General features: G+C 74.8%; 16 protein-coding genes and 1 pseudogene. 4 read left to right on the top strand and 13 right to left on the bottom strand.

The genetic code is table 11. The annotated features are described in order from the left end of the window. Positions 1-106 precede the first annotated feature (106 nt). The gene (locus AB0O91_RS29350) at positions 107-2,131 is read left to right on the top strand and encodes a prolyl oligopeptidase family serine peptidase (RefSeq protein WP_363439189.1); all 2,025 of its coding nucleotides are present in this window, start codon (positions 107-109) and stop codon (positions 2,129-2,131) included. A 118-nt stretch (positions 2,132-2,249) separates the two neighbouring features. Here AB0O91_RS29350 and AB0O91_RS29345 read toward each other — a convergent pair whose 3' ends face one another. Further along, positions 2,250-3,437 (bottom strand): methyltransferase domain-containing protein, encoded by a 1,188-nt coding sequence (locus AB0O91_RS29345; RefSeq protein ID WP_363439186.1) that lies wholly within the window; start codon positions 3,435-3,437, stop codon positions 2,250-2,252. A gap of 481 nt (positions 3,438-3,918) precedes the next feature. Beyond that, positions 3,919-4,101: a hypothetical protein gene (locus tag AB0O91_RS29340; protein ID WP_363439184.1), complete on the bottom strand. Its 183-nt coding sequence runs from the start codon at positions 4,099-4,101 to the stop codon at positions 3,919-3,921. 301 nt (positions 4,102-4,402) lie between these two features. On the opposite strand from AB0O91_RS29340, the gene AB0O91_RS29335 reads away from it, so the two are divergent. After that, the gene (locus AB0O91_RS29335; protein WP_363439239.1) at positions 4,403-4,870 is read left to right on the top strand and encodes a nitroreductase family deazaflavin-dependent oxidoreductase; all 468 of its coding nucleotides are present in this window, start codon (positions 4,403-4,405) and stop codon (positions 4,868-4,870) included. Positions 4,871-4,902: 32 nt separating this feature from the next. Here the strand turns inward: AB0O91_RS29335 and hutI are convergent, their stop codons facing one another. The 6 genes from hutI to AB0O91_RS29305 all read right to left on the bottom strand — a co-directional run bounded on the left by hutI (position 4,903) and on the right by AB0O91_RS29305 (position 12,199). Beyond that, positions 4,903-6,087: an imidazolonepropionase gene (gene hutI / locus AB0O91_RS29330; protein WP_363439181.1), complete on the bottom strand. Its 1,185-nt coding sequence runs from the start codon at positions 6,085-6,087 to the stop codon at positions 4,903-4,905. Between the two features lie 35 nt (positions 6,088-6,122). Next, positions 6,123-7,466, bottom strand: coding sequence for a formimidoylglutamate deiminase (locus AB0O91_RS29325; protein ID WP_363439236.1), 1,344 nt, complete (start codon positions 7,464-7,466; stop codon positions 6,123-6,125). A gap of 8 nt (positions 7,467-7,474) precedes the next feature. Continuing rightward, positions 7,475-8,656 (bottom strand): allantoate amidohydrolase, encoded by a 1,182-nt coding sequence (locus AB0O91_RS29320; RefSeq protein ID WP_363439233.1) that lies wholly within the window; start codon positions 8,654-8,656, stop codon positions 7,475-7,477. 97 nt (positions 8,657-8,753) lie between these two features. Beyond that, complete coding sequence (gene hutU, locus AB0O91_RS29315) at positions 8,754-10,424, bottom strand: urocanate hydratase (RefSeq protein ID WP_363439178.1); 1,671 nt, start codon at positions 10,422-10,424, stop codon at positions 8,754-8,756. A gap of 457 nt (positions 10,425-10,881) precedes the next feature. Then, positions 10,882-11,238 carry a hypothetical protein gene (locus AB0O91_RS29310; protein ID WP_363439175.1) on the bottom strand — a complete coding sequence of 119 codons (357 nt, stop codon included), beginning with the start codon at positions 11,236-11,238 and terminating at the stop codon, positions 10,882-10,884. Between the two features lie 91 nt (positions 11,239-11,329). After that, a complete protein-coding gene (locus AB0O91_RS29305) occupies positions 11,330-12,199 on the bottom strand; it encodes a MurR/RpiR family transcriptional regulator (protein WP_363439172.1) in 870 nt (289 codons plus the stop codon). 212 nt (positions 12,200-12,411) lie between these two features. On the opposite strand from AB0O91_RS29305, the gene AB0O91_RS29300 reads away from it, so the two are divergent. Then, positions 12,412-12,846, top strand: a complete 435-nt coding sequence (locus AB0O91_RS29300; protein ID WP_363439169.1) for a hypothetical protein — start codon at positions 12,412-12,414, stop codon at positions 12,844-12,846. A 79-nt stretch (positions 12,847-12,925) separates the two neighbouring features. Here the strand turns inward: AB0O91_RS29300 and hutH are convergent, their stop codons facing one another. Together hutH and AB0O91_RS29290 are read right to left on the bottom strand one after the other, a co-directional pair. Further along, positions 12,926-14,509 carry a histidine ammonia-lyase gene (gene hutH / locus AB0O91_RS29295; protein ID WP_363439166.1) on the bottom strand — a complete coding sequence of 528 codons (1,584 nt, stop codon included), beginning with the start codon at positions 14,507-14,509 and terminating at the stop codon, positions 12,926-12,928. 145 nt (positions 14,510-14,654) lie between these two features. Then, positions 14,655-15,839 carry a macrolide family glycosyltransferase gene (locus tag AB0O91_RS29290; protein WP_363439230.1) on the bottom strand — a complete coding sequence of 395 codons (1,185 nt, stop codon included), beginning with the start codon at positions 15,837-15,839 and terminating at the stop codon, positions 14,655-14,657. Positions 15,840-15,973: 134 nt separating this feature from the next. On the opposite strand from AB0O91_RS29290, the gene AB0O91_RS29285 reads away from it, so the two are divergent. Next, positions 15,974-16,642 (top strand): TetR/AcrR family transcriptional regulator, encoded by a 669-nt coding sequence (locus AB0O91_RS29285; protein WP_363439163.1) that lies wholly within the window; start codon positions 15,974-15,976, stop codon positions 16,640-16,642. On the opposite strand, the gene AB0O91_RS29280 is transcribed toward AB0O91_RS29285, so the two are convergent. From AB0O91_RS29280 to AB0O91_RS29270, 3 genes and pseudogenes are all read right to left on the bottom strand, one after another. Further along, positions 16,620-17,042: a hypothetical protein gene (locus AB0O91_RS29280; protein ID WP_363439160.1), complete on the bottom strand. Its 423-nt coding sequence runs from the start codon at positions 17,040-17,042 to the stop codon at positions 16,620-16,622. The two genes, AB0O91_RS29285 and AB0O91_RS29280, sit on opposite strands and share 23 nt — an antisense overlap. A 1,013-nt stretch (positions 17,043-18,055) precedes the next feature. Beyond that, a pseudogene (locus AB0O91_RS29275) lies at positions 18,056-19,174 on the bottom strand (sensor domain-containing diguanylate cyclase); the annotation flags it as partial. Positions 19,175-19,548: 374 nt separating this feature from the next. Beyond that, positions 19,549-20,670, bottom strand: a complete 1,122-nt coding sequence (locus tag AB0O91_RS29270) for an adenylate/guanylate cyclase domain-containing protein (protein WP_363439158.1) — start codon at positions 20,668-20,670, stop codon at positions 19,549-19,551. Positions 20,671-20,798 lie beyond the last annotated feature (128 nt).

Here is a 20,798-nt window from a genome sequence, read left to right as displayed (position 1 = left end):
GCCGTTTCCGCCCTCCGGTTCCCCTCGACTCCCCCTCGGCTTCCTCTCGACTCCCCCTCGACCTCCTCTCGACGGGACCGGGCCGGGTGTGCCTATGGTCCCCGGTATGACGACCGACTCGTTGCCCCGACAGCTGGCCCGCGCCCGGCACTTCACCCTGGGCGCCCCGGTCCGACCGGAACCCTCCGCCGACGGCACCACCGTGCTGTTCCTGCGCAGCCGCGGGGGTGCCGACCCGGTCGGCTGCCTCTGGGCGCTGGACACCGGGAGCGGCGCGGAGCAGCTGGTCGCCGACGGGGGCATCACCTCGTACAGCACCGACGGCGCCGGGGTGCTGGCCGCCTTCGCCCGGGACGGCGGGGTGTGGCTGGCCGACACCCGCACGGGCTCGGTCCGCCGGGTCGTCTCCGGCGGTTCGCCCGAGGACGTGCGGCTCGACCCGACCGGCCGACGGATCGCCTACATCAGCGGCGGCGCCCTGCGGGTGGTCGAGGCCGACGGGACGGACGACCGGGCGCTCGCCGAACCCGAGGCCGAGGACGTCACGTACGGTCTGGCCGAGTACGTCGCCGTCGGGGAGATGGAGCGCGACCGCGGGTGCTGGTGGTCCCCCGACGGCACCGCCCTGCTGGTCGCCCGGGTCGACAACCGGAGGGTCACCCGCTGGTTCCTCGCCGACCCGGCCGACCCGGCGCAGCCGCCGCGCGCCGTCCGCTACCCGCTGGCCGGCACCGCCAACGCCGAGGTCTCGCTCTGGCTGCTCGGCCTCGACGGCGGCCGTACGGAGGTCCGCTGGGACCGCGCCGCCTTCGAGTACCTGACCGCCGCCGGGTGGGACGGCCACGGGCCGTACGCGGCCGTGCAGAGCCGCGACCAGCGCACCGTCCGCACGCTGGCCGTCGCGGCGGACGGCGCCACCCGGGTGCTCGCCGAGCGGACGGACGCCCGCTGGGTCGAACTCGTCCCCGGCCTGCCGGTGCGGACGGCGGGCGGCGCGCTGGTCGACACCGCCGACTCCGCCGACTCCGACCGCAGTGGCGGCGACGGCGGCACCCGGCGGCTGACCGTCGACGGCCAGCCGGTCACCCCGGCGGGGCTCCAACTGCGGGCCGTCCTCGGCACGGACGGTGAGACGGTGCTGTTCACCGCCTCCGAGGAGCCCACCGAGACCCACCTCTGGACGTACGAACCGGGCACCGGCACGCGGCGGTTGAGCAGCGGCCCGGGCCTGCACGACGGAGTGCGGCGCGGCGGCACGCTGGTGCTCACCACCCGCTCCCCCGACGGCGGCACCGTGGTCCTGCGCGACGGCCGTGCGCCGCTCCCCCTCGTCTCGTACGCCGAGCCGCCCGTCGTCACCGCCCGCCCCGAACTGCTCCGGCTCGGCCCGCGCGACCTGCGCGCCCACCTGTTCCTGCCCGCCGGCCACGGGCCCGGGGCCGGCCCGCTGCCCGTACTGGTCGACCCGTACGGCGGGCCGGCCATGCAGAAGGTCACCAGGAGCGGCGCCTGGCACGAGCAGGTGTCGCAGTGGTTCGCCGACCAGGGCTTCGCGGTGCTGGTGGTGGACGGGCGGGGCACCCCGGGGCGCGGGCCGCGGTGGGACAAGTCGATCTGGGGCGACAAGGCCGGTCCGGCGCTGGAGGACCAGATCGAGGCCCTGCACGAGACGGCCCGGCTGCGGCCCGGACTGCTGGACCTCGACCGGGTCGGCATCCGGGGCTGGTCGTACGGCGGCTTCCTCGCCGCCCTCGCCGTACTGAGGCGCCCCGACGTCTTCCACGCGGCCTCCGCCGGGGCCGCCCCCACCGACCACCGGCTGTACGACACCCACTGGCAGGAGCGCTTCCTCGGCCACCCCGACCGGTACCCCGAGCACTACGACTCCTGCGACCTGATCGCGGAGGCCTCGAAGCTGAGCCGCCCGCTGCTGCTGATCCAGGGGATGGCCGACGACAACGTCTTCCCCGTCCACGCCCTGCGCTTCTCCAGCGCCCTCCTCGCCGCCGGCCGCCCGCACGAGCTCCTGCCCCTGCGCGGCGCCGGGCACCGGCTGACGGAGGAGGCGATGGTGGAGAACCTGCTGCGGCACGAACTGGACTTCCTGCGGCGGTCGTTGGGCATGGGTTAGACGCGCCTTCGGCCCGTCGGGCCGACACGGATCGACGGGCCGTAACCTCTCGGAGTGTCACTACCGTTGCCCCAGACCGGATCTGCGCCGGGTGCCGGCCGACGTCCTGCGCCGGCCCTCACCCGCCGAGGACGCGGACGGCCTCCGGGTCCTCCGGGGAGTCGAGCCACACGGTGTGGGCGTCCGGGGTGACGGTGAGGCCGAAGCGGGCGGGGCCGGGGCGGCCCCGGTCGTCCCACCGGCGCCAGGCGGCCTCCACCTCGTCCCAGAGGTTCCGGGGGCCCGCTTGGTGCACCTCGTACGCGGTGCGGCCGCGCGCGTAGTCGGCCGAGGCCCAGGAGAGGGTGTCCCGGCTGTGGAGCCACAGGGTGTACGCGCCGTCGTCGTAGCGCTCCGCCCGCCAGAACACCCCGGGCACGGCGGTCCCGATGACGAACTGCTCGAACCACCCGCCCGTGTCCGGCGGGGCGAGGGTGGTGGTGGTCCGCACGCCGTCGGCGGGCCGCTCCCGGCCGCGCAGGCAGTCCTCGAACGGCGGCCGCCCGGTGCGCTGTTGGCGCAGCCGCAGGAACGCCGAGCTGCGGGTGAACCTACCGCTCGCGGACGTTCCGTCCTCGCTCACCGTCAGCCGGACGATCTGCTCGCCGCCGTACGCCGTGCCGAACGGCGCGACGATGACTCCGCCGGGGGCCGTCTGGGCCGACCAGGCGGAAGGGATCTCCAGGAGGGGGCAGGTGGCGATGATCCGGTCGTAGGGGGCGCCCTTCGGCCAGCCGTGCCGCCCGTCGCCTTCGACCACGGTCGGTGCGAGCCCGGCCCGGTCCAGGTTCGCGCGGGCGGTCCGGGCCGCGTCCGGATCGAACTCGACGGTCACCACGTTCGCGTCGCCCAGCCGGTGGGCCAGCAGGCCCGCGTTCCACCCCGTGCCGGCGCCGATCTCCAGCACCCGGTCACCCGGGCGGACGTCAAGGTCCTGCAGCATGGAGAACACCATCGAGGGCGTGGAGTTGGACGAGGTCGGTGTCGTGCCGAGCCCGTCGCCCTGGTGGTCGCCGTCGTCCCACCGGGTGGTGAGCGGGATGTCCGAGTAGACCGCCCGCCGCCACGCCCCGGGATCCTGCGAGCGGTCCACCGGACCGTTCTGGCGGGTGCCGTCCGCGACGCCCGGCCAGATGCGGTCCGGGACGAACAGCTCACGCGGTACGGCCTCGAAGGCCGGGAGCCAGTCCAGGCCGAGCGCGCCGCCGGCCACCAGCGCGGAGGCGAGCCCCGGAGGGCCCGCCTTCACGTGCGTCGCGCCGATCACTCGCCGGCCCCGATCAGGCCGGCCACGGACTCATGGGAAGCAACGGTCACTGCAACTCCTGGTGATGGCTGCCGATCCTGCCTGCCGGGCCCTGGGCTTTCCGGCACCCCGAAGAACCGCTGAACTCCGAGGCCATGTAGCTTCAACTGCCTTTCTCAACAGGCAGATTGAATGCTAGCGCGCCTTCCCTCCACTTCGGCGACCACGGTGCGGCGCCCTCCACGGCCCAGGCCGTGCCTCGCCGGAGGAATCCCTCGGCCCCACGCTTTCAGGCGGCGCTACGGCCTGCGGTCATGCCCGAGGACGGACGGCTTCGAGGACGACGCCACCCCCGAAGGCGGACGGTTCGGCGGACCGGACCTCGTCATCCGATCGGGTGAAGCCGTCGACGTCGATCGTCCCGGCGGGGGCGGTCAGGCCGAGCAGTGCTCGTGCGGAGCGGCCCGTACCCGGACGGCTTCGAAGGCCGCCGAGACCACCCTCACCGTGGCCGGGTCGTCGTCGAACGCGCGCCCGCCCAGGCTCCGTCTCCGGCGAACCAGGGGAGCAGGACGAGCCGCTCGTCGATCAGCCACAGGCCGCGCATCTCCCAATGGACGGCGCTTCGCCGCGCCTGCCGCAGCAGGGCCGCGCAGTCGGGAACCGGCGGCTCGGACCGCGCCATCACCTACCCTCCTCGGGATCGGCGCAGTGCGGGGCGGAACGGGGATCGAGGGCGTCGAAGGCAAGCGCGCACAGCGATGCCAACGGCGCCTCACTGCTCCCGGCCACCCAGGGCCCGGAGGAAGTCGGCCTGGCCGACTTCCTCCGGGCCGCCAAGGCGGGCGAGTTCGACCACCTCACCACCGCCCCCTGACCGAATCGTTCCGGCGGCCTCCCGCTCGCCGCGGGAGGCCGCCGGATGCGGTGGCGCGGGCTTCCCGGCACACTGGAACCGGTCCGCACACGACAGCGGGGTGACTGCGATGCCTTTCGAGGGCGAGTACGAGCCGAGTCCGGCGCAGTGGGTGCGCGAGCAGGTCGAGTTGTACGAGAGCTCGGGCGGCACCCGGGGCACCACGCTCCGGGACACCGGACTGCCGGTCGTCGTCCTGACCATGCGCGGCGCGAGGAGCGGCCGGATCCGCAAGGTCCCGCTGATGCGCGTGGAGCACGGGGGCCGGTACGCGGCGGTGGCCTCGAAGGGCGGCGACCCGAGCCACCCGGTCTGGTACTTCAACCTCCGGGCCGACCCGCACATCGAGCTCCAGGACGGCCCCGAGCGTCGCCGCATGACGGCCCGTGAGGTCACCGGTGACGAGAAGGACCAGTGGTGGCGGCGCGCGGTCGCCGCGTACCCGCCGTACGCCGAGTACCAGGAGAAGGCCGACCGGGTGATCCCGGTCTTCGTGCTGGAACCGGACGACCCGGACCCTGCGCCGACCGGTGGCTGACCCCGGCCGGCGCCGCCCGTTCCCGCCGGGGCTCAGACCTCCCGGACCCCCGCCCGCCAGACGCCCGCCGTCAGCGGCACGCCCGGCCGGTACGCCAGGTGCACGTGCGACGGCGCGTCCAGCAGCAGCAGGTCCGCCCGCGCGCCCACCGCGACCGTCCCCACGTCCGTGCGCCGCAGCGCGTGCGCCCCGCCCGCCGTCGCGGCCCAGACCGCCTCGTCCGGGGTCATGCCCATCTCCCGCACCGCCACGGCAACGCAGAACGCCATCGAACTCGTGAAGCTGGAGCCCGGGTTGCAGTCCGTGGACAGCGCCACCACCGCGCCCGCGTCCAGCAGCTGCCGCCCGCTCGGGTACTCGGCCCGGGTGGAGAACTCCGCCCCCGGCAGCAGCGTCGCGACCGTCGCCGACCCCGCCAGGGCCGCCACGTCCTCGTCCGTCAGATGCGTGCAGTGGTCCGCCGAGGCGGCCCCCAGCTCCACCGCGAGCTGCACGCCCGGCCCGTACGTCAGCTGGTTGGCGTGCACCCGGGGCGTGAGCCCCTTCTCGATGCCCGCCGTCAGGATCGCCCGCGCCTGGTCGCCGTCGAAGGCGCCCTTCTCGCAGAACACGTCCACCCAACGGGCGTGCGGCGCACAGGCGTCCAGCATCTCCCCGGTCACCAGGTCCACGTAGCCCGCCGGGTCCTCGGCGTACTCGGGGGCCACGATGTGGGCGCCCAGGTACGTCGTCTCCGGGGTGTGCCGGGCCGCGATCCGCAGCGCCCTTGCCTCGTCCTCGACCGTCAGCCCGTAGCCGGACTTGCACTCGATCGTGGTGGTGCCCTGGCGCAGCGCCTCCCGGACGAACCCGGCCAGGTTCGCCTCCAGCTCGGCGTCGCTCGCCGCCCGCGTCGCCGCCACCGTCGTCCGGATGCCGCCCGCCGTGTACGCCTGCCCGGACATCCGGGCGTTGAACTCGGCCGTGCGGTCCCCCGCGAACACCAGGTGGGCGTGCGAGTCGACGAAGCCGGGCAGCAGGGCCCGGCCCTCGGCGTCGAAGCGCTCGTCCGCCGCCGGGGCCCGGTCCGCCGGGCCGACCCAGGCGACGGTGTCGCCCTCGATCACCACGGCCGCGTCGGTCAGCAGGCCGAGCGGCCCGCTGCCCTGTCCGGGATCGTTGGTGACCAGGCTGCCGATGCCCGTGATCACAGTGGTCCTGGTGGTCCTGGTGCTCAAGACAACGCCTTCCGAAGGGAGTTGGACAAGGGAGTTCAGTAGTCCAGCGCGCCGATCGCCGCGCGCAGCGCCCCCGGCACATCGGCCACCAGCTGGTGCACCCCGTCCCGGACGACGTGCCGCCCGCCGACCACCAGGTGCCGCACGTCCGCCGCCGAGGCCGCGAAGACCGCGATCTCGGCGCCGAGCCGGGGCGGCGGCCCCGCCGTGCGGACGGAGTCCAGCGCGATGGCCGTGAAGTCGGCGAGCGCCCCGGCCTCGATCCGGCCGGCCTCGGGCCAGCCCAGCGAGGCGTGCCCGTCCTCGGTCCCCGCCCGCAGCAGCGCGTTCGCCGTCCAGTGCCCGCGGGTGCGGGTCCGCAGCCGCTCGTCCAGTTCCAGCGCCCGGGCCTCCTCCCAGGGGTCGATGACCGCGTGGCTGTCGCTGCCCAGCGAGATCGGGCTGCCCGCCGAGGCGAGCCGGCGGGCCGGGCCGATGCCGTCGGCGAGGTCCCGCTCGGTGGTGGGGCACATGCAGACGGTGGTGGAGGAGTCGGCGAGGAGTCTGACGTCCTCGTCGGTGAGGTGGGTGGCGTGCACGGCCGAGGTGCGCGGGCCGAGCGCGCCGTGGTCGGCCAGCAGCCGGGTCGGGGTGACGCCGTGGGCGGCGAGGCAGGCGTCGTTCTCGGCGGTCTGCTCGGACAGGTGGACGTGCAGCGGCGCCCTGCGCATCGCCGTCCAGTGCGCGACGGTGCCCAACTGCTCGGCCGGGACGGCGCGCACCGAGTGGATGGCGGCGCCGATCCGGGCGTGCTCGCGCGGCTTGAGCGCGTCCGCCCGGACGGCCCAGGCCTCGGCGTCGCCGTCGCTGAACCGCAGCTGTGGGTGGGTGGGTTCGGCCCCGAAGCCCGAGGACAGATAGCAGGTGTCCAGCAGGGTGATCCGGATGCCGGCCCGGGCCGCGGCCTCGATCAGCGCCTCGCCCATCGCGTTCGGGTCGGTGTAGCGGGCGCCGCCGGGCGCGTGGTGCAGGTAGTGGAACTCGCCGACGGCGGAGATCCCGGCGAGCGCCATCTCGGCGTAGACCGCGGTGGCGAGGGCCAGGTAGCGGTCCGGGTCGAGCGCGCCGGCGAACCGGTACATGGTGTCCCGCCAGGTCCAGAACGTCCCGGAGCCGACCTGGACGTGCCCGCGCAGCGCCCGGTGGAAGGCGTGCGAGTGGGCGTTCGCCTGGCCGGGCAGCACCAGCCCGGCCAGCCGGACGGCGCCGGGTGGGCAGGGCCCGCTGTCCGGCTGCACCCGGGTGATCCGGCCGTCCGGGCCGACGACGATCAGCACGTCCGACTCGACCACCGGCCCGTTGCGGGCCGGCAGCCAGGCGTGCTCCGCCCAGTACGTCATCGGAGCCGTCACTGACACGCCAGGTCCTCCAGTACGTCGGCGAGGGCGGCCACCCCGGCCAGGCAGTCGGCCACCTCGGCGTGCTCGGCCGGGGAGTGCGAGACGCCGGTGGGGTTGCGCACGAACAGCATGGCGGTCGGGATCGCGGAGGCCAGGATCCCGGCGTCGTGCCCGGCTCCGGTGGGCAGCACCGGGGCGTCGAGCAGCTTGGCGAGCCGGTCGCGCAGCGGGCCGTCGAAGTCCACCACCGGGGTGTAGGACTCGCGGGTCAGCTCGACCCGGACGCCGTCGCGCCCGCCGCGCTCGGCGGCGGCCCGCTCGATCTCGGCGACCAGCTCGGTCAGGGTGCGCTCGTCGGCGGCCCGGGAGTCCAGCCAGCCGCGCACCAGCGAGGCGATCGCGTTGGTGCCGTTGGGCTCGACGGCGACCTTGCCGAAGGTGGCCAGCGCCCCCGCGAGCTTCGCCTTCTTGCGGGCGGCGAGCACGGTGTTGGCGTAGGTCAGCATCGGGTCGCGGCGGTCCTCGATCCGGGTGGTGCCGGCGTGGTTGGCCTCGCCGTGGAAGTCGAACCGCCAGCGGCCGTGCGGCCAGATCGCCCCGGCCACGCCGACCGGCTGCCCCTCGGCGAGGTAGCGGCCCTGCTCGACGTGGAGTTCGACGAAGGCGCCGATCCGGCCCAGCCGCTCCTCGTCCGCGCCGAGCGCGGTCGGGTCGTAGCCGGCCTTCTCCATCGCGTCGGGCAGCCGCAGGCCGTCGGCGTCGCGCAGCTCGTACGCGGCCTCGCGGGACAGCACCCCGGCGGTCAGCCGGGAGCCGATGCAGGCCACGCCGAACCGGGCGCCCTCCTCGTCACCGAAGTTGACGATCGCCAGCGGCTTGCTGAACCCGGCTCCACGGGAGCGCAGTTCGTCCAGTGCGGCGAAGGAGGAGACCACCCCGAGCGGGCCGTCGAAGGCGCCGCCGTCCGGGACGGAGTCCAGGTGCGAACCGGTGACGACGGCGCCCTCGCCGTGCGGATCGCCCAGCCAGGCCCACTGGTTGCCGTTGCGGTCCAGCTCGTAGGTCAGGCCGCGGTCGCGGGCCTGCTGCTCGAACCAGGCGCGGCACTCGGCGTCGGCGGAGTTCCAGGCGAAGCGGCGGTAGCCGCCGGAGGCGGCGGAGCGGCCCACGGGGAGCAGCTCCGCCCACATCTCTTCGAACGACGGAACCGTCACGCGACCGCCTCGCCGCGCTCGGCGCCCGCGTTCCGCGAGTCGCCCCCTTGCTCGGTCCGCCCGTTGCGCTCGCTCACAGTTCACCCATGGGAACGCGCACGCCGCGCTCGCCGGCGACCTCGGTGGCCCGGTCGTAGCCGGCGTCCACGTGCCGGATGACGCCCATGCCCGGGTCGTTGGTGAGCACCCGGCGGATCTTCTCCCCCGCCAGCGCCGTACCGTCGGCGACGGTGACCTGGCCGGCGTGGATGGAACGGCCGATGCCGACGCCGCCGCCGTGGTGGATGGACACCCAGGAGGCGCCGGAGGCGACGTTGACCATGGCGTTCAGCAGCGGCCAGTCGGCGATCGCGTCCGAGCCGTCCAGCATCGCCTCGGTCTCGCGGTACGGGGAGGCCACCGAGCCGCAGTCCAGGTGGTCGCGGCCGATCACGATCGGCGCGGACAGCTCACCGGAGGCGACCATGTCGTTGAAGCGCTCGCCGGCCTTGTCGCGCTCGCCGTAGCCGAGCCAGCAGATCCGCGCGGGCAGGCCCTGGAAGTGCACCTTCTCCTGGGCCATCTTGATCCAGCGGTGCAGCGACTCGTTCTCCGGGAAGAGGTCGAGGACGGCCTTGTCGGTCTTGTGGATGTCCTGCGGGTCGCCGGACAGCGCGGCCCAGCGGAACGGGCCCTTGCCCTCGCAGAACAGCGGTCGGATGTACGCCGGGACGAAGCCCGGGAACGCGAAGGCACGGTCGTAGCCGGCCAGTTGGGCCTCGCCGCGGATCGAGTTGCCGTAGTCGAAGACCTCGGCGCCGCGGTCCAGGAAGCCGACCATCGCCTCGACGTGGGCGGCCATCGACTCGCGGGCGCGCTGGGTGAACTCGGCGGGCTTGGCGGCCGCGTAGTCGGCCATGTCGTCGAAGGCGACGCCGACCGGCAGGTAGGCCAGCGGGTCGTGGGCGCTGGTCTGGTCGGTGACGATGTCGATCGGCGCGTCCATCGCGAGCAGCTGCGGGACCAGCTCGGCGGCGTTGCCCAGCACGCCGATGGAGAGCGGCTGACGCTTGTCGCGGGCGGCGGTGGCCAGCTCCAGCGCGTGCGAGAGGTCCTTGGCCTCGACGTCCAGGTAGCGGTGCTCGATCCGGCGGGCGATCCGGGACGGGTCGCAGTCGATGCAGATCGCCACGCCGCCGTTCATGGTGACGGCCAGCGGCTGGGCGCCGCCCATCCCGCCGAGGCCGGCGGTGAGGGTGATGGTGCCCTCCAGGGTGCCGCCGAACCGCTTGTTGGCGACGGCGGCGAAGGTCTCGTAGGTGCCCTGGAGGATGCCCTGGGTGCCGATGTAGATCCAGGAACCGGCGGTCATCTGGCCGTACATGGTGAGCCCGAGGCTCTCCAGCCGGCGGAACTCCTCCCAGTTGGCCCAGTCGCCGACCAGGTTGGAGTTGGCGATCAGCACCCGCGGCGCCCACTCGTGGGTCTGCATCACGCCGACCGGCCGCCCGGACTGGACCAGCATGGTCTCGTCCTGCTTGAGCCCCTCCAGCGTCCGCACCATGGCGTCGAAGGAGCGCCAGTCCCGGGCCGCCTTGCCCGTGCCGCCGTACACCACCAGCTTCGACGGGTGCTCGGCCACCTCGGGGTCGAGGTTGTTCATCAGCATCCGCAGGGCGGCCTCCTGCTGCCACCCCTGCGCCGTCAGCCCCGTCCCGCGCGCCGCACGCACCTCGCGCGGCCCGCTCGCCTGCTGCTGCACCATGTCCCGGCCTCCTGCGGATGGATTCATTCAAGCTAGGTCCGATTGAATATAACTAAACAACCGGCTTCCGACCAGACCCCGGAACAATCCGATCAGCCACGGCACCGGTCGACTTGGCGCGCTAGCCCGAACCCGGCGAACACCAGCCACTCGGCCCAGCAGAGGACGCCGTGGCAGCCGCCCCGGCACGCCCGGCACGCTGCGTCGCACCGCGGCGGAGCTCGAGCGGCGCACCGGGCTGCGGGTCGAGATCATCGGGGGCGTCCTGCTGACGGCATACCGATCCTCCTGGCGATCGGCCCCCGCGAAGGCACCTGGACACTCCGCACCCACCCCCGCGACGGCGAGTACCGAGGTGTCCTGCACGGCAGGTACGGCGGGCCCGTTCCGCTGCCCTCGCCGTTGCCTGCCGAGCTGGACACCTCCGGTCTCCCGCTCTACGCGCCCCGGGCCTGAATCAGGCCGCGGCGTCGTCGTCCCAGTCGATGCCGATCTCGGCGAGCCAGCGGCGGTCGGCGGCGTCCGGGGCGGGCGGGGAGGGAGGGCGGGGGACGTTCTGGACCGGGCCGAGGCCGTACTTCTCGGCGGAACCGGCGGAACCGGCGGTACCAGTGGCACCGGCGGCCCCCGCCGCGCGGGCGTCGGGCTCGATGACGCCGACGTGGACGGCGGACTCGTCGCCCGGGTCGAGGACGGTCAGTTGGGGTTCGGGCAGGCGCCGCAGGGTGACGCGGCGTCCGCAGGCGGGGCAGGACCATTCGTCGGCGCCCGAGGACAGGCGGGCGACGAACTTCATCTCGTGGATCACGCGCATGGGCGGCACCCCCTGCTGTAGGGGATGCCCGGGTTCCCGACGACTATTCCCGGCCACGCCCACTCCGGGCCGGGTCCGTTCCGGGCCGCGGCTACTCCAGGAACAGCCCCCGGGCCGCCGCCGACTGCTCGATCGCCTCCAACCGCGCCTCCGCGCCCGGGAGTTCGTCGCACATCCGCTGCAGCAGCACCCGGCCGAGCATCATCGGCGCGCAGGCGGTGTCGAAGACCAGCCCGGTGCCGACGGCGGCCGGCAGCATCAGGTCGGAGAGCTTGGCGACCGGCGAGAAGGCGCTGTCGGCCACCGTGAGCACCGTCAGCCCGCACTCCCGGGCGACGACCAGGGCGTCCATCAACTCCCGCGGGTAGCGCGGCAGCGCGAAGCACAGCAGCGCCGTGGCGCCCGCCGCGGTGGCCTGTTCCAGCCGGTCGGCCAGCATGCTGCCGCCCTCGTCGAGCAGCCGGACGTCCGGGTGCACCTTGGCGGCGAAGTACGCGAAGCCGTGCGCCTGCGCCGAGGCGGCCCGCAGGCCGAGCACCGGCAGCGGGCGGGAGGCGGCCAGCAGCCGGGCGGCCCGGGTGATCGGCTCGGGGTCGGCGAGCAGTTCGGCGAGGTGGCGCAGGTGGGCGATCTCGGCGAGGACGGCCTGCTGGTGCTCGTTGCGCACCGCGTCGTCCGGGGTCTCGGGCGCGGCCGGCTCGCCCGCGCCGAGTTCGCGCAGCTGCTTGCGCAGCGCCGGGTAGCCGTCGTACCCGAGCGCGACGGCGAAGCGGGTGACGGACGGCTGGCTGACCCCGGCGAGTTCGGCGACCTCGACGCTGGACAGGAACGGCGCCTCGGTGGCGTGCCGGACCAGCGAGTGGGCGATCCGCCGCTGGGTGGGCGTCAGCCGGTGCCCCTCGAACAGCTGGAGCAGCCGGGCGGAGGGGCCGACGCTGCCGGCCTCGTCGGTGGCGGTCATCAGCGGGTACCTCCGGATACGAGCGGTTCGGACGACGACTGTGCAGCAGCGCGCCGCCACTGGCAAAGACGTCTCGTACGACGGGATGTGCCGCGGCACGCCCCACGGGTCGGGCACCGGGCCTCGGGGTAACCCTGATTTCTCCCTGATCCCGCCCGGATTCCCCCCGCGAACGGATGGACCGGGCCGCACGAGGGGCCCACGCTACTGGCATGGACACTCGCCAGGACGACCTGCGGCGCGACCTCGACGCCACCCTCCAGGCCCGCAAGGAGCTCGGGAAGGAGTACGAGGACGAGCTCCTCGACTCCTTCATGAAGCGCCTCGACGCCCGCCTGGACTCCCGGGTGGAGCGTTCGGTGGCCGCGCGGATGAACGTCGACGACTACGAGCCGTCCCACCACCACCGGGACCGCCACCACGGCCGCCCGCACCGCCCCTGGTCGCCCGGCCGCGCCGGCAACCGGCTGGCGGTGGTCTCGCTGGCCCTGGGCATCCCGCTGACCGCGATCGCGGCGAGCCCGCAGAGCGGCGGCTTCGCCGGACTGCTGGCCTGCTGGGCGGGCATCGTCGGGGTCAACTTCGCCGCCGCGCTGGGCAGCCGCCGCGAGCGCGAGGAGCGCCGGCCGCGGAACGACTGGGACTAGGCCCTGCCGCTCGGACCCCTGCCGGGTCCGAGCGGCGGGCCGAAGGGTCCGGCCCCAGCCGTGCCGCGCCGCCGCCATCTCAGGCCAGCGGCCCGGTGACCCGCTCCACCGCCCGCACCAGGCCGCCGGAGGCGACCAGCGCGGCGGCGGCCTCCAGGTCCGGCGAGAGGAAGCGGTCCCGGCCCGCGCCGCCGACCCCCGCCTCGCGGGCGGCGGCCATCGCGGCGGCGGTCGCCGGGGCCACCCGGCCGGCCGTGTCGGCCTGCTGACGGATCTCCAGCGCCCGGGCCGAGGCGGTCAGTTCGACGGCCAGGATGCGGCCGAGGTTGTCGACGGCCTGGCGCAGCTTGCGGGCGGCCGACCAGCCCATCGACACGTGGTCCTCCTGCATCGCGGAGGACGGGATCGAGTCGACCGAGGCCGGGACGGCGAGCCGCTTGTTCTCGCTGACCAGCGCCGCCTGGGTGTACTGGGCGATCATCAGGCCGGAGTCCACGCCCGGGTCGTCGGCCAGGAAGGCCGGCAGGCCGTGCGAGCGGGCCTTGTCGAGCAGCCGGTCGGTGCGGCGCTCGGAGATCGAGCCGAGGTCGGCGGCGGCGATGGCGAGGAAGTCCAGCACGTACGCGACCGGCGCGCCGTGGAAGTTGCCGTTGGACTCCACCCGGCCGTCCGGCAGCACCACCGGGTTGTCCACCGAGGCGGCGAGCTCGCGGGAGGCGACCAGCTGGGCGTGCGCCAGGGTGTCCCGGCCGGCGCCGGCGACCTGCGGGGCGCAGCGGATCGAGTAGGCGTCCTGGACCCGCGGCGCGTCGTCCTGGTGGTGGCCGGTCAGACCGGAGTCCTTGAGCACGGCGAGCATGTTGGCGGCGCTGAGCGCCTGGCCGGGGTGCGGGCGGATCGGGGCGTGCAGCTCGGGGGCGAGCACCTTGTCGGTGCCGAGCAGCGCCTCCAGGGTCATCGCGGCGGTGATGTCGGCGGTGGTGAACAGGCGCTGGAGGTCGGCGATGGCCATCACCAGCATGCCGAGCATGCCGTCGGTGCCGTTGATGAGGGCGAGGCCCTCCTTCTCCAGCAGCTCGACCGGCTCGATGCCGGCCTCGGCGAGCAGCTCGGCCACCGGCCGCTCGGCGCCGTCCGGGCCGGTGGCGGTGCCCTCGCCCATCAGCACCAGCGCACAGTGCGACAGCGGCGCGAGGTCGCCGGAGCAGCCGAGCGAGCCGAACTCGCGGACCACCGGGGTGATGCCCGCATTGAGCAGGGCGGCCATCGTCTGGGCGACCAGCGGGCGGACGCCGGTGCGGCCGGAGGCCAGCGTCTTCATCCGCAGGAACATCAGCGCGCGGACCACCTCGCGCTCGACGGCCGGGCCCATGCCGGCCGCGTGCGAGCGCACCAGCGAGCGCTGGAGCTGGGCACGCAGCTCGGGGCTGATGTGCCGGACGGCGAGCGCGCCGAAGCCGGTCGACACGCCGTAGACGGGGCGCGGCTCGGCGGCGAGGGCGTCGATCCGGGCACGGGCAACCGCCATCTCGGCGAGCGCGTCGGGGCCGATCTCGACCCGGGCGTTGCCCCGGGCGACGGCCAGTACGTCCTCCGCACTGACGTCGGCCTTGCCGACCTGGACCAGCGGAGCGTCGGGGGCCACAGCACTGTGCATATCCATATACATCATCACAGCAGGTGAATGAAGATATGACAACAGCTGTTCGTCATCCGAATCCCCCGCCGCCCGGAATTCTCCGCCGCCCGGATCCGCGCCGCACCCCCGGGTCCGGCCTCGGACCACGGCCCCGCTCCTGGAGCAGGCCTCAGCCCATGGCCCCACCCCCGAGCTCGGCCTCGATCAGGTCGGCCGCCCGCGCCGTACCGCCCTCGGCCCGGCCTGCCGCGGCCAGCAGCGACAGCCGCCCGGCCACCGCCGGATCCCCGACCAGCTCCAGCAGCGCGCCGCGCAGCGCCTCCGGGGTCGCGTCAGCGGTGTCCAGCCGACGGGCCACGCCCAGCCCGACCAGCGCGTCCGCATTGGCGAACTGGTCGACCCCCTGCGGCACCGCGATCATCGGCACGGCATGGAACAGCCCCTCGCTGGAGCCGCCCATGCCGGCGTGGGTGACGAAGGCGTCCGCCTGGGCGAGCACCGACAGCTGCGGCACCCAGCGGTGCACCTCCACGGTGTCCGGCACCTCCCCCAGCGCCGCCAGGTCGGTGTGCCGGCCGATCTGCAGCACGGTGTGCCAGCCGGGCAGGCCGCCGAAGGCCTCGATGCAGGCCCGGTAGAACGCGGGCTGGTTGGTGTACGCGGAGCCCAGCGAGACCAGCAGCACCTTCTCCGCGCCGGCCGGCCGCTGCCAGGAGCCCTGGTGGGCGCGGTCGGCGAAGCAGGGCCCGACGAAGGTCACCCGCCGCTCGTCGACCCGGTCGGCGTTCGGCTGGAGGGCGCGCGGTATCAGCGCGATCGCCCGCTCCGGGCGGCCCTTGAAGGCGTCCACGTCGCGCTGGACCGTGCCGGCCTCGGCGAGCCAGTCGGCGTAGCGGCGGTAGTGCTCGGGCCCGCCGGGCGCCGCCCGGACCGCCTCGAACACCTCCGGGAAGTCCTCCTCGAAGCCCTCCCAGCCGACGTAGGTCGGCGACAGCTGCACCACCGGGACGCCCAGCCGCTCGCCGAGCGCCCGCCCGGCGAAGCCCGCGATGTCGCAGAGCACCAGGTCGGGGCGGTCCGCGCCCTCCCCGAAGCGCTCCAGCAGGACCGGCCACATCGCGAGCGCGTCGTCCAGGAACAGCTCCTGGAGTGCCACCGGATCCGCCGTCCAGCCCGCCGGATCGGCGGTGAGCGGCAGTGTGGACGGGTACGGGACGAACCCGGCGCCGGTGGATTCGACGGCCTCCCGGAAGCGGGGGTCGTTGACGTAGCTGACCCGGTGGCCCCGGGCGACCAGTTCGGCGACCACGGCCAGGCTGGGGTTGACGTGCCCGTGCGCCGGGATGGAGACCATCAGGACGTGGGCGGGTCGGAGTCGGGTCACGGGACACCTCCGGGAACGGCGGATGAGACGAGACGTACCGTCTCGTCGTGCTGACAGGACAAGACGATACGTCTCGTCTCGATCGCGCGCTTAGAATTTCCGACATGGCCCCGCGAACCGCCCCCGACCCCGCCCGCCGCAACGAGCGCTCCCGCTCCGCCGTCCTCACCGCCGCCTACGAGCTGGTCTCCGAGGTCGGCTTCGGCCGGCTCACCATCGAGGCGATAGCCGCCCGGGCCGGCGTCGGCAAGCAGACCATCTACCGCTGGTGGCCCTCCAAGGGCGCGGTCGTCTTCGACGCCTTCCTCGTCGTCAACGGGCACGAGGGCCACTTCGCCCTCCCCGACACCGGCGACCTCGCCGCCGACCTCAAGGCCGTCCTGCGACTCAGCGCCGACGACCTCGCCGACCCCGCCCTCGACCGCACCTACCGGGCCCTCAGCACCGAGATCCTCAGCGACCCGGTCGTCCAGGCCGAGTACCGCAGCCGGCTGCTCGACCCGCTGCTGGACGTCACCCGTGACCGGCTGCGCGCCGCCCGCACCGCCGGCGACCTCCCCGCGGACACCGACCTCGACTTCGCCGTCGAACTCCTCTACGGCCCGCTGTACTACCGCTGGATGCACCAGCTCGGGCCGCTCGACCACGACCACGCGGACCGCCTGGTCGACGCCTGCCTGCGCGCCCTGCGCCCGGCCGACACCGCCGAGTCCCCCGGCCCCACCGTCGGCCCCACCGCCGCCCCCGGCCCTACCGGCCCTTCCGGCGCCTGACCGCGAGCACCAGCAGCGCCACGGCCACCAGCACCGCCAGCACGACGGCCGCGACCCAGCCGAACACCGCGTCCAGCGCGCGCCCGACCACACTGCGCCGGGTCTTGTGGTAGCGCCGCGCCGCGGAGCGGTCGGTGATCTGGTGCGCCCGCAGCCCGGCCCGCAGCTGCCGCGCCGGCGCCGTCCGCCGCGCCGCCGGGCCCGCCCCGGCGGCCGGGCCCGCCGCGCGCACCACCGGCGCCACCCGGGCCGCCCGCACCCCCTGGTCCGCCGACGCCGGAGCAACCGCCGACGCCGGAGCGGCCGCCGCCACCCCACCGCACACCAGCACCCCGCACACCAGCGCCCCGGCCACCGCCGCACCCGCCGTCCGTCCGCCCGCCCGTCGTCCGCCCACCATCGACCCCCGCTCCCCGATCCGCCGCCCCGTCACCTTCCCACCGCCCCACCCCGCCACGGCACCCCGGCCCCCCGACCGCGACCCACCCGCGACACCCCGGTCACCGGACCGGCACATCACCGACCGGCGGCCGTACGCTCCGCCCCGCAGGGTCAGCGTGCCCGCCCTCGGGCGGCACAACACGTGCGCCCACGACCGGATCCGGCGAAGTCCGTTGTTTTCCAAGGGAGTTGCCATCGACGGGCGTCGGGGTGATCACGCCCCGCGGCCGGCCCGCCCCGGCCCGCCGGAACCGCCGCCGGCCCCCAGAGCCCTCAGGGCACTGGCGGGGAAGCCGCCCCCGCCAGCGCGACCGCCACCAACGCCCGCATCGCACAGGCGACCTGGCCCAGCGGCAGGGTCGCGTCGTCGGCGAAGAGCTCGACCAGCCAGCCCCCGGCCGGGTTCTGGCCGCCCGCCGCGACCATGCCGCGGTAGCCGGAGACCACCAGCATCGCCTCCTCCGCCGGGTCGTTGCCCGCCGCGCCCGCCCGCAGCGCGAACGCCCCGCCGCGGACGGCCCGGCGGGTCATCGGGTAGTGGCGCAGGTCGAAGATCGCGTCGGGGGCCTCGATCTGGGCGCGCTGGGTCTCGGCGCGGCTGCTGCTCGGCCCGCTGGTCATCCGGTACACGGCGTGCCGGGCGGTGCGCATCCGCTGGGAGCCGGGCGGGACGTACGAGACCCACCAGCCGACCGCGTCGAGCAGCCGGGCGGAGGCCTCGGCGACGACCACGAGCTTGCCGAGGGTGTCGGCCGGGTGGACGGCGCGGGCGGCCGCGGCCTGGTCGAGGGAGGCCAGCACGGCGGTGAGCAGCTGCCCCGGGTCGGCGCTGTGGGCCGCGCCGCGGAACCGCCGCCGGTCGCCGGGCCCGACCCGGCCGCCCGGTCCGCGCCGTCCGTCGGCACGGTGGTGCGGGTCGGCGGCGTCGGCGAGCAGCACGGTGGGGTCGGGCGAGAAGCCGGGTCCGTGACTGCGCCCGGCGACCACCGGATGGGCGGCGCGGGCGGCCTTGGCCCGGTACTGGGCGGCGTCGGCGAGCCGGAAGAGCCGGTCGGGGGTGGTCACCGGCCCGATCGAGTCGCCGGTGGAGGCGACGCCGCAGGCGACCCCCTCGCCCTCGGCGAGCCCGAGCGCCCGCGCGCACAGCTCCTCGGCGACGGCGACCACCTCGTCGGCCTTCTGGCCCTCCACGAGCAGGCAGAACTCGTCGCCGCCGAGCCGGGCGGCGAGGCTGCCGGGCAGTTTGGCGGCGGCCAGCGAGAGCTGGTGGGCGAAGCGCTCCAGCAGCCGGTCGCCCATCTCGTGACCGAGCTGGTCGTTGACCCGCTTGAGCCCGTTGACGTCGCAGACCACCAGCGAGACCACGGTGTTGTCCCGGTTGTGCGCCTCCAGCGCGGTGTCCAGCCGGGCGTCGACGGCCCGGCGGTTGGCGAGGCCGGTCAGCGGGTCGGAGAAGGCGAGCTTGCGCAGGTCGGCGAGGCGTTCGGTCTGGGCGAGCCCGGCGGAGATCTGGGCGGCGAGCAGGGTCGCGTAGTCGGCGTCGGCGTCGGTGAAGACGGGCATGCCGGTCGAGCGGGCGAGGTAGAGCTCGCCCCAGGCCTGTCCGTGCAGCACGATCGGCGCGACCACGCAGCAGGCACGCCCGCGCCGGCGCAGCGCGGCGGCGCGCTCCTGGCAGTACGCGCCGGCGGTCGGGTGGGCGTGACCGGCGTGCGGGGCGACGTTCTCGGCGGTCTGCAACCAGGCGCGCGGCAGCCGCCCGGTGGTCCAGCGCTCCTCCAGATAGGTGACGATCTCCGGGAAGTCCGCGACCGGGTACGACTCGTCCTCCGGCAGCTCCTCCTCGCCGGGGGCGAGGTCGCCGTGGTTGACCAGCACCCGCAGCCGGCCGGACTCGCGGTCCCAGACCGAGACGGCGGCCATGGTGGCGCCGAGCGCCTCGGTGGCCCGGGCGGCGGCGGCCCGGACGGCCTCCAGCGGGGTGAGCGCCCCGGCCATGTCCTGGGCGAGCTCGACCACCGACTGCAGCCGGAGGTCGGGCAACGGGTCGTGGTGGTGCGGACCGTCGCAGTCGCAGCCGCGGTCCGTCATGATCGCCTCACTGCTCACCGGCTCGCCTCGCTCCCTGTGCCCGGTCCTGCCGGACCCCCGACGGCCCTGCCGGGCCCCCACCGGTCGGCCGCACCCGTCCGGCCGCTTGCACCAAGACTATGGCGAGTTCGTTCGGTTATGCCCCGTTTGCCCGGATGGACCCGCACCGAACCGTACGATCTTCAACCGTTCGGCACCCGTCCGAACGGTCCCGCACCGGCTCCCCGACGCCCGTGCCCGGCCGGAACGCCCGCACCCCGCGTCTGCCCGGAACGGCCACGCCCACACCCGCCGGAAACACCCACCCACACCCGCCGGAACCACCCACACCCGCCGGAAACACCCGCCCACGCCCGCCGGCCCGGACCGCCCCGCTACTCCGCCTTCATCCGCCGCGACAGCAGCCAGGGCTCCACCAGCCCCAGTCCCCGCACCGGCCGCCGCCACATCGGCTGGAGGTGGAACCGCGCCCCCAGGTCCGGCCCCGGCATCGGCAGCCCGGAGGCCGGCATCCCGGCCGCCACCGAGAGCGCCTCCGCCAGCCCCGGCCCCTCCGAGTCGGCCGGCGCGACGCTGCCGTTCTGCTCCAGCGCGGCCGCGAACTCCCCGTCGATCAGCACCGCGTCCTTGGGCGCGATCGAGGTGAGCCGACTGGCCAGGTTGACCGTGGTGCCGAAGACGTCGCCCATCCGCTGGGTGACCGTCCCGAAGGCCATGCCGACCCGCAGCGCCGGGATGGTGTCGTCCTCGGCCAGCGCGTCGATCAGGCTGAGCGCGATCTCGGCGGCGGTGGCCGGGTCCTCCGAGACGTAGAGGATCTCGTCGCCGAGGGTCTTGATCACCCGGCCGCCCTGCCCGGCGATCAGGTCGGAGCAGGTGTTCTCGAAGGTCTCGACCAGCTCGCCGAGCTCCTCCTCCTCCAGCCGGCGGGACAGCCGGGTGAAGCCGACCAGGTCCGCGAAGCCGACCGCGAGCCGACCGCTGGTGATCTCGTGGTCCTCGGCGGCCTGCACCACCCGGCCGGTCACGGCGGCCAGCTGGCGCCGCCAGACGTACACCAGGAACTGCTCCAGCTCCGGCAGCAGCAGTTCGACCAGCGGGTAGGCGACGTCGGCGCGGGTCAGCCCGGGCTCGACGGCCTGGGTGAGGTTCTCCAGGAAGGTGTCCATCTGCCAGCCGGCCAGCCGGGCCGTGGTCTGGCCGGTGGAACGGGCCACCTGGATCGCCATCGACTCGCTGAGCAGCCCGGACTCGACCAGGCCGGCGAGGCGTCGCAGGGCGATCACGTCGCCGTCGGTGAGCGCCCGGGACTGGCCGATGTCGGGGAAGCCCATGGCCCGCCAGAACCGGGTGGCCAGCTCCATCGGGACGTCGGCGGCGCGCGCGGCCTGGTAGGGGGTGTAGCGGCGTGGTGCGTCCAGGATCAGGCGTTCCAGTTCGAGCGCGACCGTGGGGTCGTGGCCGCCCGCCGTCTCGCCGCTGCCGTCCTCTGCCACCGGTCCGTCCCCGTGCGGTCGCCGCACTTGCCTCGTGTCCTACCGGTCCGGGCGCACCGCCCGCCACCCGGACGGACAGTGGCGCGCCTCACACCGCTGCCAGGTGGAATGTTCGCACGGAATCACGT

Origin of the sequence: Kitasatospora sp. NPDC089797, assembly GCF_040684795.1 — a bacterium.
GTDB lineage: Bacteria > Actinomycetota > Actinomycetes > Streptomycetales > Streptomycetaceae > Kitasatospora.
The sequence above is the reverse complement of the archived record's forward strand: the minus strand, read 5'-3'. Positions and strand labels throughout refer to the sequence as shown.

Bases quoted from the DNA above. Each gene is read 5' to 3' on its own strand.
- AB0O91_RS29350 (WP_363439189.1), top strand. From the start codon at position 107: ATGACGACCGACTCGTTGCCCCGACAGCTGGCCCGCGCCCGGCACTTC.
- AB0O91_RS29340 (WP_363439184.1), bottom strand. From the start codon at position 4,101: ATGGCGCGGTCCGAGCCGCCGGTTCCCGACTGCGCGGCCCTGCTGCGG.
- AB0O91_RS29335 (WP_363439239.1), top strand. From the start codon at position 4,403: ATGCCTTTCGAGGGCGAGTACGAGCCGAGTCCGGCGCAGTGGGTGCGC.
- AB0O91_RS29325 (WP_363439236.1), bottom strand. From the start codon at position 7,466: ATGACGTACTGGGCGGAGCACGCCTGGCTGCCGGCCCGCAACGGGCCG.
- AB0O91_RS29320 (WP_363439233.1), bottom strand. From the start codon at position 8,656: ATGTGGGCGGAGCTGCTCCCCGTGGGCCGCTCCGCCGCCTCCGGCGGC.
- hutU (WP_363439178.1), bottom strand. From the start codon at position 10,424: ATGGTGCAGCAGCAGGCGAGCGGGCCGCGCGAGGTGCGTGCGGCGCGC.
- AB0O91_RS29310 (WP_363439175.1), bottom strand. From the start codon at position 11,238: ATGCGCGTGATCCACGAGATGAAGTTCGTCGCCCGCCTGTCCTCGGGC.
- AB0O91_RS29305 (WP_363439172.1), bottom strand. From the start codon at position 12,199: ATGACCGCCACCGACGAGGCCGGCAGCGTCGGCCCCTCCGCCCGGCTG.
- AB0O91_RS29300 (WP_363439169.1), top strand. From the start codon at position 12,412: ATGGACACTCGCCAGGACGACCTGCGGCGCGACCTCGACGCCACCCTC.
- hutH (WP_363439166.1), bottom strand. From the start codon at position 14,509: ATGGATATGCACAGTGCTGTGGCCCCCGACGCTCCGCTGGTCCAGGTC.
- AB0O91_RS29290 (WP_363439230.1), bottom strand. From the start codon at position 15,839: ATGGTCTCCATCCCGGCGCACGGGCACGTCAACCCCAGCCTGGCCGTG.
- AB0O91_RS29285 (WP_363439163.1), top strand. From the start codon at position 15,974: ATGGCCCCGCGAACCGCCCCCGACCCCGCCCGCCGCAACGAGCGCTCC.
- AB0O91_RS29280 (WP_363439160.1), bottom strand. From the start codon at position 17,042: ATGGTGGGCGGACGACGGGCGGGCGGACGGACGGCGGGTGCGGCGGTG.